The 12,011-nt window shown below is 46.9% G+C and carries 12 protein-coding genes; 5 read left to right on the plus strand and 7 right to left on the minus strand.

All coding sequences use genetic code 11. From position 1 onward, the window contains the following. Window positions 1–57 precede the first annotated feature (57 nt). Window positions 58–1,617 carry a D-alanyl-D-alanine carboxypeptidase/D-alanyl-D-alanine-endopeptidase gene (dacB, locus tag ICN25_RS00080; protein WP_216178487.1) on the plus strand — a complete coding sequence of 520 codons (1,560 nt, stop codon included), beginning with the start codon at window positions 58–60 and terminating at the stop codon, window positions 1,615–1,617. On the opposite strand, the gene ICN25_RS00085 is transcribed toward dacB, so the two are convergent. The 7 genes from ICN25_RS00085 to ICN25_RS00115 all read right to left on the minus strand — a co-directional run bounded on the left by ICN25_RS00085 (window position 1,563) and on the right by ICN25_RS00115 (window position 9,105). Beyond that, window positions 1,563–2,657: an L-threonylcarbamoyladenylate synthase gene (locus ICN25_RS00085; protein WP_216178488.1), complete on the minus strand. Its 1,095-nt coding sequence runs from the start codon at window positions 2,655–2,657 to the stop codon at window positions 1,563–1,565. The genes dacB and ICN25_RS00085 overlap by 55 nt on opposite strands. A gap of 2 nt (window positions 2,658–2,659) precedes the next feature. Next, window positions 2,660–3,844, minus strand: a complete 1,185-nt coding sequence (locus ICN25_RS00090; protein ID WP_216178489.1) for a 5-(carboxyamino)imidazole ribonucleotide synthase — start codon at window positions 3,842–3,844, stop codon at window positions 2,660–2,662. Between the two features lie 3 nt (window positions 3,845–3,847). Further along, on the minus strand, window positions 3,848–4,342 hold the full coding sequence (gene purE / locus ICN25_RS00095) for a 5-(carboxyamino)imidazole ribonucleotide mutase (RefSeq protein WP_216178490.1): 495 nt from the start codon (window positions 4,340–4,342) through the stop codon (window positions 3,848–3,850). Between the two features lie 81 nt (window positions 4,343–4,423). After that, window positions 4,424–5,320, minus strand: a complete 897-nt coding sequence (locus ICN25_RS00100; protein WP_216178491.1) for a phosphoribosylaminoimidazolesuccinocarboxamide synthase — start codon at window positions 5,318–5,320, stop codon at window positions 4,424–4,426. A gap of 7 nt (window positions 5,321–5,327) precedes the next feature. Next, window positions 5,328–6,392, minus strand: a complete 1,065-nt coding sequence (gene fba, locus ICN25_RS00105) for a class II fructose-bisphosphate aldolase (RefSeq protein WP_015421964.1) — start codon at window positions 6,390–6,392, stop codon at window positions 5,328–5,330. Between the two features lie 62 nt (window positions 6,393–6,454). Beyond that, window positions 6,455–7,891, minus strand: coding sequence for a pyruvate kinase (pyk, locus tag ICN25_RS00110; protein ID WP_216178492.1), 1,437 nt, complete (start codon window positions 7,889–7,891; stop codon window positions 6,455–6,457). A gap of 2 nt (window positions 7,892–7,893) precedes the next feature. Then, a complete protein-coding gene (locus tag ICN25_RS00115; RefSeq protein ID WP_216178493.1) occupies window positions 7,894–9,105 on the minus strand; it encodes a phosphoglycerate kinase in 1,212 nt (403 codons plus the stop codon). A gap of 211 nt (window positions 9,106–9,316) precedes the next feature. Between ICN25_RS00115 and ICN25_RS00120 the strand changes: the two genes are divergently transcribed. From ICN25_RS00120 to ICN25_RS00135, 4 genes are read left to right on the plus strand one after another with little or no spacing between them, the layout of a single operon-like run. Then, the gene (locus tag ICN25_RS00120; protein WP_216178494.1) at window positions 9,317–10,240 is read left to right on the plus strand and encodes a branched-chain amino acid transaminase; all 924 of its coding nucleotides are present in this window, start codon (window positions 9,317–9,319) and stop codon (window positions 10,238–10,240) included. A gap of 14 nt (window positions 10,241–10,254) precedes the next feature. After that, on the plus strand, window positions 10,255–10,446 hold the full coding sequence (locus ICN25_RS00125) for a zinc-finger domain-containing protein (RefSeq protein ID WP_015421968.1): 192 nt from the start codon (window positions 10,255–10,257) through the stop codon (window positions 10,444–10,446). Window positions 10,447–10,491: 45 nt separating this feature from the next. Next, window positions 10,492–11,529 carry a lipopolysaccharide heptosyltransferase II gene (gene waaF, locus ICN25_RS00130; RefSeq protein WP_216178495.1) on the plus strand — a complete coding sequence of 346 codons (1,038 nt, stop codon included), beginning with the start codon at window positions 10,492–10,494 and terminating at the stop codon, window positions 11,527–11,529. A 34-nt stretch (window positions 11,530–11,563) separates the two neighbouring features. Further along, window positions 11,564–11,998: a nuclear transport factor 2 family protein gene (locus ICN25_RS00135; RefSeq protein WP_216178496.1), complete on the plus strand. Its 435-nt coding sequence runs from the start codon at window positions 11,564–11,566 to the stop codon at window positions 11,996–11,998. Window positions 11,999–12,011: the final 13 nt, after the last annotated feature.

Below are 12,011 nucleotides of genomic sequence, written 5' to 3' on the forward strand. Positions count from 1 at the left end.
TTAAGAATCGCTAGGGTAGTTTTAAGCCCGTGAGCGCTAAGGTTTATCCTATGGGGAATGCGTACCCAAAACTCTTTACCAACTGCTGCTGCACTGATAGCGACCCTCTTAGTCTGCTTGGTGTTTAGCCGACCAGCCTATTCTGCTGATCTAGTCTCCCAGGAGACTGCTTTGCAGTACATCCCTAAGGCTGTCGCCGCAAGCCTTGAAAAGAGTCAGATTCCCAAAGAGGCAATCAGTATTTCAGTGGTTGAAATTGAACCAGGTCGCCCAGGGAAAGTTACAGCAAAAACTGAAGTTGATTGGCGATCCAAGCAGGCCATGAACCCTGCCTCCACTATGAAGCTCATCACCACCCTAACCGGCTTGGATGTGCTGGGGCCTCAATATCGCTGGCGCACGAATATCTATACCGACGGGCTTATTCGTCAGGGTACTCTCAAAGGCAATCTGTATTTACAGGGTACTGGTGATCCAAAGCTAGTCCCCGAAGAATTCGCCAAAATGATGAAGGCTCTACAAAATCTGGGCATCCAGAAAATTGATGGCAACTTGATCTTTGATAGAAGCACCTATGCCCCTAATGTCATGGAGCACAACACTATCGACGGTGAATCTCTGCGCGCCTACAACGTGCCGCCAGATCCACTGCTCTACGCTTTCAGAACTCTATCGTTTCAGCTCGGTAAATCGCGTACTGCAGACTTTATTGATATTAGCTATACGCCGCCACTCTCCCAACTCAAAGTGATCAACCAAATGCAATTGATTGATCAATCCTGTGACAACTGGAAAAGCAATATTCGCTTTAACCTCGATCCAGAAGGCAATGGAGCCACTACCAACCAACTTCTGACTGCACAGTTCTCCGGCAGCTTTCCGAATGCCTGCAAGGGAGTGAATTACAACGTGGTTGCTTTGGATGCCAACACCTTTCTTACTCAAGGCTTCGCTGCAGCCTGGGAATTATCTGGCGGAACCTGGACTCAAGCACCCACCGGAAAATCTGGAGCCGTCCCCCTAGCAGCGCGATTGCTATTGCAGTTTGAAGGCATCCCTTTGGCTGATGACGTGCAAGACATTAATAAGTATTCGAATAACGTCATGGCCAGACAACTCATGCTGACCTTAGCCTTAGAGAAGATGGGTAAACCAGCAACTACTGAAAATGGAGAACTTGTAATTCAGAGCTGGTTAAAGGGGTTAGGGCTTCAGTTCCCAGAACTCGTAATTGAGAATGGCTCTGGTTTATCACGTAATGAAGCAATCTCTGCCGAGCATATGACTCAATTATTAGTTGCAGCTCGCAACTTGTCTATAGCAGATACTTTTTATAACAGCCTACCGATTGCAGGAACGGATGGCACGATGCGCAATCGCCTCATGGCGCATTTACGGAAGTTTTTACACTTAAAGAAAAAGCCTGAGGCGCGCATCAAGACAGGTTCACTTGCAGATGTCCGTGCTATATCAGGCTATGTGATGAGTAAATCAGGAAAGATGTATGCGGTTACCTCATTCATTAACCACCCCAATGCTTGGAGAGGTCTAGAGGCGCACGATCAACTATTGGCGTGGCTACTTGACGATGGTCCAGAGCCAAAACACGCGCGCTGAAGACGATCTCGCACACCATCCCACTCTTCCCCTGCTGGCGGTTCTGGAAATAGAATCAAATCCCAACCCTGCTGATCCAAGTCTCGCAAAGAGCGATATAAACGACTTGCAAATGTAGTGCTATCACTAGGCACAATCACTTCCTCAAAATGCACAGATGGATGCCCATCCTCACCTAGAGAAGAATCTGAATCCCAAACCGCAACTGCCACTCTTGACTTGATGTCGGGGAACTCACTGAGTGCATCCAAGACTCTGCCTGGCGCATACAGTCTTAATGGAGTTGTCGGAGCGTAATGGGCACGCAGACTGCCAGAGACCCTTGGCAGACTATCGTCTTGCTTAGTTGAGTTGAGTTCACTAGGCAAATAAACCTTGATACCTGTCTTTGCAAAAATCTCCCCAGGAGTAACGAGGCCTGGTCGCAATAAAATCGGCTGATCGCCAGAAGATAAGTCAATGATGGTTGATTCAATACCGACTTCGCAATCACCACCATCCAAAACCATCAGGTCTAACATGCCTTCAAATTCGCTACGGACATCGGCAGCACTCGTAGGAGATACCTTTCCGAAACGATTAGCAGAAGGGGCTACTACTCCACCCTTAAATTTACGGAGTAACTCCTGAGCAATTGGATGGGCAGGGGCCCGAATTGCCACCGTATCCTGACCACCAGTAAGTTCATTTAAAACACTTTTATCTTTTTTAAAGACTAGGGTTAATGGGCCGGGCCAAAAAGCATTGATGAGTTTTAATGCATCTTCCGATAAATCTCTTACCCAGGGTGCTAGAACGGGAACCCAATCAACTTGTGCCTGATCAAACTTATCAGGGGCTGCTAAGTGAACAATTAACGGGTGGTTGGATGGTCTGCCCTTAGCAGTAAAAATCTGTTTGATTGCATCCGGGTTCTTTGCATCTGCACCCAAGCCGTAAACCGTCTCAGTCGGAAAGGCAACCAAGCCACCATCTCGCAAATTTTGTACTGCTTCATTGATTACCGTAGATGAATGCAGTGAGCTACTATCGCTGGACATTTCTAGGGCTCGATCCCTAATTCAACAGCGACGGCTGCGCAATTTTGGCGCGCTTGATTCAGGGACTCGCCTAAACAATTAATGTGCCCCATCTTACGACCCATGCGTGGATCAGATTTTCCATACAGATGTAACTTGGCATCCGGGTGAGACAACACCTTATCCCAAGCAGGCTCTCTTGCATTATCTTCACTACCTTCGTACCAAAGATCGCCCAAAAGATTGAGCATAGAGACCGGTGCTAGCAAGCGGGTGTCGCCCAAGGGCAAACGAGCCATACTTCTGACTTGCTGCTCAAACTGACTACTGACGCAGGCATCCATAGTGTAGTGGCCCGAGTTATGCGGACGCGGAGCAATTTCATTTGCAACGATGTCGCCGCTCTTGAGCACAAAGAACTCAACGCACAGGACGCCTACGTAATCAATCTTACGAATGAGTGCTTTGGCAGCTTCAATAATTTTTTTCTCTTGAGCAGGCTTCAGTGATGGTGCTGGCACGGTAGAAGTGTGCAAGATACCATCGCGATGAATGTTTTGTGAAACTGGGTAAGCCACTACTGCATCGTCATATCCTCGCACTACCAAGGCAGACACTTCAAAATCTAAATCCATGCGCTTTTCAAGAACACAAGGCACCTTACCTAATTCAGCCCAAGCAGCAACGAGATTGGCAGAGTCATAAACAGTAATTTGACCTTTACCGTCATAACCCATGCGAGCTGTTTTCAGAATGCCAGGAAATAGATCTGCAGGAGCATGCTCAATATCTGCATCATGCTCAATGACACAATAAGGTGCAGGGCCAATATTGGTTTCTGCTTTCCAGGTGGCTAAGAACTTTTTCTCAGCAACGCGGTTTTGAGCCAAAGATACACAACTACTGCGAGGTGCCACGAATACACCTAAAGACTCGAGCTCGTCTAAAGCTTGCGCAGGAACATTTTCAAATTCAGTGCTTACGGATTTGCATAATGTCGCCATCTCTTTTAATGCGGCAGAGTTTGTGTAATCAGCTTGAATGAATTTTTCTGCGATGGAGCCGGCAGGACTGTCAGATCCAGGATCTAGAACGCAGACCTTGTAGCCCATTGCTTGAGCAGCTTGTGTAAACATCCGCCCCAATTGACCGCCACCTAAAATTCCTAAATACGAGCCCGGCAAAATGGGCTCCAAACGATCCGCCATCTTTTAATATCCCGGCAAATTCATGGAGCGCGCAGTATCGGACTGCTTCGCACGGAACTCTTCTAGCTGCTTTGCTAAAGCAGGATCATTGACCGCCAAATTGGCAATCACATGCAAAGCTGCATTTGCAGCGCCTGCTTCACCAATAGCAAATGTCGCCACCGGAACACCCTTAGGCATTTGCACGATGGAATACAGCGAATCTTCACCCCGTAAATATTTACTAGCAACCGGAACGCCATAGATAGGCACAATTGTTTTCGATGCCAACATGCCTGGTAAATGCGCAGCACCACCAGCACCAGCAATAATTGCCTTGAGACCATTTTTAGAAGCATTTTCTGCATACGCAAACATATCGTCTGGCATGCGATGAGCGGAAACCACTTTAGCCTCATGTGCAATGCCAAAGTGCTCCAGCATTTGAGCAGCGTGCTGCATGGTGTCCCAATCTGAATTGGATCCCATTACTATTCCGACTACTGGCTTTTTGCTCATTTACCTCTCCAAATGCCCTGATCTACATCGTTAATCTATCTAAGGCCTTATTATCCCAGCCTTTTTAGGGCTTCAAGGAAATTAGGCCTTAGTTAAGCGAGTGAGGGCTTCGCGGTACTTTTCCGCCGTTTTATCGATTACATCGGCCGGCAAAGCAGGTGCTGGGGCTGTTTTTTGCCAAAGCTTACCGTCGACCATGGCTGTTTCTAGCCAGTCACGAACAAATTGCTTGTCATAGGAAGGGGGGTTGGCACCCACATAGTAGGTTTCAGCAGGCCAAAAGCGGGAAGAATCAGCGGTGAGGATTTCGTCCATCAATACCAGCTGGCCAGCATCATCTAGGCCAAATTCAAACTTGGTATCAGCAATGATGATCCCGCGAGTTGCAGCATATTCAGAAGCCTCTTTATACAAACGAATGCTGACTTCACGAATCTGATTGGCCAACTTCTCACCAATCGTCTCGATCACTTTTTCAAATGAAATGTTTTCATCATGCTCACCTACTTCTGCTTTAGCTGCAGGAGTAAAAATAGGTTCAGGCAACTTCTGTGCATTCTCCAAACCTTCTGGCAATGCAATCCCGCAAACTTTTCCAGTCTCTTTGTAATCTTTCCAACCGCTACCAGCCAAGTAACCACGAACCACTGCTTCAACCAAGATTGGCTTTAATCGTTTCGCTACTACTGCACGGCCTTTGACCTGGTCTACCTCATCAGCAGGCACAACACTTTCAGGATCAATGCCAGTCAAGTGATTTGGAATTACCTTGGCTAACTTGTCAAACCAGAAGTTGGCCATTTGGTTGAGCACAATACCCTTCTCAGGAATTGGCTGACCCATGACTACGTCAAAAGCAGACAAGCGATCGGTAGTGATCATTAGTAGCTTGTCATCACCTAGTGCATATACATCACGCACTTTTCCTTTGGAGAGCAAAGGCAAAGACTTAATAGAAGTGGCGTACAAAGCTGGCATATTTATCTCACTTAACGATCTGGGCTAATTTGCCACTCTTGTACAACTCAGCCATTTTCTCTAGGGGAATTGGCTTAATTTTAGATGCTTGACCTGAACTACCAAAAGCGTTGAAGCGTGCAATACAAACTTTCTTAGCTGCTTCACGCGCAGGCTTGAGGTAATCACGTGGATCAAACTTACTTGGATTTTCAAACAGGTAGCGACGGATCGCACCAGTCATAGCCAAACGAATATCAGTATCAATATTGATCTTACGAACACCGTTTTTAATACCCTCTTGAATTTCTTCAACAGGCACGCCATAAGTTTCCTTCATATCGCCACCGAATTCACGAATCTCAGCAAGCAATTCTTGGGGAACGCTAGAAGAACCATGCATGACTAAATGCGTATTTGGAATGCGTGTGTGAATTTCTTTAATGCGCTCAATTGCCAAGATGTCACCAGTAGGCTTCTTAGTAAATTTGTAGGCACCGTGGCTAGTACCAATCGCAATCGCTAAAGCATCGCACTGAGTAGCTTTTACAAAGTCAGCAGCTTGCTCAACGTCGGTCAATAACTGCTCACGCGTCATCTTGCCATCAGCACCATGACCATCTTCTTTATCGCCCTGCATTGTCTCTAGTGAACCCAGAACACCCAATTCCGCTTCAACGGTAACCCCAATAGAGTGGGAGAATTTCACCACTTCTCTGGATACATCGACGTTGTATTCATAACTGGCAACGGTCTTACCATCAGCCTCTAAAGAGCCATCCATCATCACACTAGTAAAGCCGCTCTTAATGGCAGCCATACAAACTGCTGGGCTTTGTCCATGGTCTTGATGCATTACGACTGGAATATGTGGGTAAGCCTCAACTGCAGCAGAAATCAAATGACGCAAGAATGATTCACCGGCATATTTACGGGCACCAGCAGAAGCTTGCATGATCACTGGAGAGTCTGCTTCATGAGCAGCTTCCATAATTGCAGTAACTTGCTCTAAATTGTTAACGTTAAATGCTGGCAAGCCATAGCCATTTTCAGCAGCATGATCCAAGAGTTGTCGTAAAGAAACTAAAGCCATATTGATCTCTTAATTAAAAATGTTAGTAATAAATAATTTGAATAAATGTTTTAAACAGTGGACTACTTCACCTGAATAATCTTGAGTGAGTTCGTGCCGCCAGGCTCACCCATAGGCTCACCTGAAGTCAACACCACTACATCGCCCGTTTTCACCGCCCCTAACTTCTTGAGGCAATCCTCTACTTCTTGCAAGGCAGCATCACGTTGCTTGGTGTAATCCAAGCCAATAGGGAACACATTGCGGTAAGTACTCAAGGCACGCTGAGTTGCAATCTTTGAAGTTAAAGCAAAAATAGGCAAATGTATATTGTGACGACTCATCCAAACCGCAGTGGATCCTGAATCTGTCAAAGCAGCAATCGCATTAGCATTGAGGTGGTGAGCCGTAAAGAGCGCGCCCAAAGCAATCGTTTGATCAATGCGTGAGAAGGTTTGATCTAAGAAATCCGTATCTAGTTTTACGCGATCTGACTTTTCTGCTTCAACACAAATCTCAGCCATTGCCTTGATCGTTTGAACTGGATACATACCGGCTGCAGATTCCGCGGATAGCATGACCGCATCAGTGCCATCTAGAACCGCATTAGCTACGTCGCTCACCTCAGCACGCGTAGGTACAGGAGCATTAATCATGGACTCCATCATTTGCGTAGCAGTGATCGTAAATTTGTCAGCCTCGAGCGCCAATTTAATCATGCGCTTTTGTAAAGCAGGAACAGCTGCGTTACCAACCTCAATCGCCAAGTCACCACGCGCAACCATAATGCCGTCGCTTTCTGCAATGATGCTATTGAGCGCATCAGGCTCAATCGCTTCAGCGCGCTCAACTTTTGCAATGGTGCGGACTTTGCCAACACCATGCTTTGCGCTCGCGGCATCTGCCAGCTTGCGGGCATATGCCATATCGGCACCGTCTTTTGGAAAGCTAATCGCTAGAAAATCTACGCCCATCGCGATCGCCGCATCCAAATCAGAAATATCTTTTTCTGTTAGGGCTGGAGCAGTTAAGCCTCCACCAGCACGATTAATACCTTTGTTATTAGAGAGTGGGCCACCTTGTTCTACCAAGGTAAAGATTTCTCCGCCCTTCACACTCTCTACGCGTAATACAACTAAGCCGTCATTCAATAAAAGACGGTCACCCTGCTTGACGTCTTGTGGCAGCTCTTTGTAATCCAAACCTACGCGCTCTTGATTGCCTAGCTCGCAAGCGACGTCCAAAATAAATTGCGCACCTTCTTTTAAAAGAATTTTGCTATCAACAAATTTACCTACGCGAATTTTTGGGCCCTGAAGATCGGCCATGATGCCAACTTCTTTGCCAACTTCAGCGGAAATACTACGTACTAAATCGTGACGCGCCTTATGGTCAGCAACAGTGCCATGAGAAAAGTTCATTCTCACAACATCCACACCTGCACGAATCATCTCGCGCAAAACTTCAGGCTTTTCTGATGCAGGCCCTAATGTGGCAATGATCTTTGTTGCTCTCAACATATTTAGTCTTTCGCTCTTTCAGCCAATACCGCAAAGGCTGGCAAGGTTTTACCTTCCAAAAATTCTAGGAAAGCACCGCCGCCAGTAGAGATGTAATCCACTTGATTTTCAATGCCGTACTTCGCGATTGCAGCTAAGGTATCACCGCCACCTGCAATCGAAAACGCTGGTGAATGGGCAATTGCTGCTGCCAACATCTTGGTTCCACCGCCAAACTGATCAATCTCAAAAACGCCTAATGGGCCATTCCAAACAATCGTGCCAGCATGCGCCAACAAGATCGACAGACGGGCAGCAGTTTTAGGGCCTATATCCAAAATCATGTCATCTTCTGCGACTTGATCTGCAGGAACACGGTTGGCGCGCGCCAATGGAGAGAGTTCGTTCGCAACCACGACGTCTTCAGGAATTGGAACATGCGCACCGCGCTTTTCCATAATCTCCATAATTTCTCGAGCCTCATCAACTAAGTCTGGCTCCGCTAGCGACTTACCGATTGGCAAACCTTTTGCCAACATAAAGGTATTAGCGATACCACCACCCACAATTAATTCATCTACCTTGTCAGCTAAAGCTTTAAGGATGGTGAGCTTTGAAGATACTTTAGAACCCGCCACAATCGCCACCAATGGGCGTTTCGGGCTTGCTAGAGCGCGGCTCAGGGCATCTAACTCTGCAGCCATCAACGGACCAGCACAAGCAATCGGCGCAAACTTGGCTACACCATTCGTAGTTGCTTCAGCACGATGGGCTGTACCAAATGCATCGTTGACATAGACATCACACAAAGCGGCAATCTTCTTGGCCAACTCATCATTATTCTTTTTCTCACCTACATTCAGACGACAGTTCTCCAGCAATACCAACTCGCCTGGATTGACCTCAAAACCACCATCCACCCAATCACTGATTAAAGGCACTTTGCGATTTAAGAGCGTAGCAATGCGATCAGCTACCGGAGCCAAACTATCTTCAGGCTTAAATTCGCCCTCAGTTGGACGGCCCAAGTGAGAGGTCACCATGACTGCTGCACCGGCATCCAAGCACATTTGTACTGCCGGCATGGAAGCTCTAATACGGGTGTCTTCGGTGATATTGCCCACATCATCTTGAGGAACATTGAGGTCGGCACGGATTAAAACCCGTTTTCCCTTGAGAAGACCTGCTGCAGCTAGTTCACTTAGTCGTTTTACTTTAAAGAGAGTTTCCGGCATGAGAATGGGCAAATTTAGTGGTTTATTTGGAATGCTCCATTCTAAATCGTCTGGGCTTGAGACCCCAAAGGAATTGGACTACCCCGCCCCGCTCCCTGCTCTACAATAAAGGCTGAGACGTATTTCAGGCCCAGGGGCTCCCTAGTGGCTTGACACCCTGTTTTACCGAATTGAATCACCCTATTTATTACATATTTAAAAGGTAGAGAAAATGTCGATGTCCGACCGCGATGGCTTTATTTGGTCCGATGGGAAGCTCGTTCCCTGGCGTGAGGCCAATATTCATGTGCTAACTCATAGTCTCCACTACGGAATGGGTGTATTTGAAGGCATTCGCGCCTACAAAACCCCCCAAGGCACCGCCATTTTCCGCCTTCCAGAGCACGTTAAGCGCCTATTCAATGGAACCAAGATTTTCCAGATGAATATGCCTTGGACTCCTGAGCAGATCAGCAGCGGCATTATTGAGGTGGTAAATAGCAATAAGCTGGAATCTTGCTATATCCGCCCAATTATCTTTATTGGCTCCCAAAAACTCGGCATCTCTCCAAAAGGCAACAGTATCCATACTGCGATCGCTGCCTGGGAATGGGGTGCATATTTGGGTGAAGACGGCCTTAACAAGGGTATTCGCGTTAAGACCTCCTCATTTACTCGCCACTTTGTGAACTCTTCACTGGTGCGCGCCAAGGCCTCTGGTTACTACATTAACTCCATTTTGGCTAACCAAGAAGTAACGGCCAATGGCTACGATGAAGCGCTCCTGCTGGATACAGAAGGTTATGTATCTGAAGGTTCTGGCGAAAATATCTTTATCGTTAATAACGGCATTATTTACACGCCTGATCTCGCTTCTTGTTTAGACGGCATCACCCGTAACTCCATCATGCAAATCGCCAAAGATCTTGGCTATGAGTTGCGCGAGAAGCGCATCACTCGTGATGAAGTGTATTCAGCTGATGAAGCGTTCTTTACTGGCACTGCCGCTGAAGTAACGCCAATTCGTGAATTGGATGACCGCACTATTGGTGACGGTAAGCGCGGACCGATTACCGAGAAAATCCAGAAGACCTACTTTGATGCGGTCTATGGCAGAAGTGATCAGTACAAGTCTTGGTTAACTTACGTTAAGTAATAGGAAATCAGAGAATGAGTGAAGCTCAAGTTGTAATGGTGAATGGCAATACTGATTTGCCTTTGCATTGCCCAACCAATAAAACTCCTAGCTGGAATTCACATCCACGTGTATTTCTAGATGTTGCTAAAACGGGTGAAGCAAAGTGTCCTTATTGCGGCACTGAGTACAAACTCATTCCTGGTACCGAGCCCCACGGGCATTAAGCCCATCAGCACTCCAGAGCGGGGTGCTGTTTCGGGATACCTCATATGAATCGTATTCTGATCATCGCCCCCAACTGGATTGGTGATGCCGTAATGTCCCAGCCCCTACTGGCGACTCTCAAAGTAATTTATCCCCAGTCACAAATTGATGTTCTAGCAAGCCCTTGGGTTGCACCCATTTATCGCGCCTGTGCAGAAGTTCATCAAGTCATTGAAGCGCGACTAGAGCACAAGCAATTGCAATGGGGCCTGCGTAAGCAACTCGCAAAGCAACTCGAATTAAATCAATACGATGCCTGCTTTGTTCTGCCTAACAGCTTAAAGTCTTCTCTGATACCTTGGCTTGCCAAAATTCCGCTACGTGTTGGTTATCGTGGTGAAATGCGCTTTGGGCTCATTAATTTTGCTTCAGATAATCCAAGCAAAACCAATCGTCCACCAATGGCCAATCATTACCTTGCACTTTGCAATGTAATAAGTCATTCGAAAGGGATTGATGCTGATCAATCAGCAGATCCTCAACTCAACATCTCAGCCCTAGCCAAGCAGTCTGTAAGCAATAAGTTACAAGCAGCTCAAATTAAGGACCAGTCAATCTATGTACTGTGTCCAGGTGCCGAGTACGGAGTAACGAAACGCTGGCCTACCGAACACTTCGCCACTCTTGCGCGGCAGCTAATCGCCAATGAAGCAGATGCTCGCGTCATTCTTCTAGGCAGCAAGGGCGATTACGCTTTGGGTGAGAGCATTAGGGCTCAAGCCAATAACGCCTCCAAAATATATAACTGGTGTGGCGATACCTCACTCGATGAAGCAATTGCGCTCATCGGCATGAGTAAAGCCTTAGTCAGCAATGACTCTGGCTTAATGCATATTGGGGCCGCATTAAAAGTACCCCAAGTAGCAATCTTTGGCTCAAGCGACCCACACCACACACCACCGCTATCCGATAAAGCTAAAGTCATTTATCTCAACTTGCCATGCAGCCCTTGCCATAAGAGAGAGTGTCCGCTTGGGCATCTCAAGTGTTTGAAAGACATCTCCCCAGAGAATGTATTTGAAGTAATTCAGAATCTTCATTAAGCCCACATCAACTTAAGTCACCAGAAAGTAAGCCATGCCAAAACTAGCCAGACTTTTTCATAATGCCGATGAAGTGGTGGATGCTTGGCGCGATGCTTTAAAGCATCGTGACGTCAAAGGTGCTCTGGCAATCTGGCTAGATGATGACTCGATTACTTGCGTACTTCCAGAAGGTCAACGCCTCAGTGGGCATGCAGAAATTCGCGCTGGCTTAGAGCGCCTCTTAGCCAAGCAGGCTTTGTTTTTAGAGCCCATTGCCTGTATTAGCCACTCCGTTTTAGGCGCGGCTGTTTATGACACCACTGAAGCCGTGCATCTACGTGCTGATCAAATTGAGGCGGAGTTCTTCCTCAACATCACCTTAGTGTTACTACAAGACAGTCAAGGCTGGCGCATTGCTCACCTGCATGCAAGTCATTCAACTGAAGAGACTTTTGATGCACCTTCTACACCGCATGGATTGCATTAATTACTAATGCTAA

Origin of the sequence: Polynucleobacter sp. 80A-SIGWE (genome assembly GCF_018882295.1) — a bacterium.
GTDB lineage: Bacteria > Pseudomonadota > Gammaproteobacteria > Burkholderiales > Burkholderiaceae > Polynucleobacter.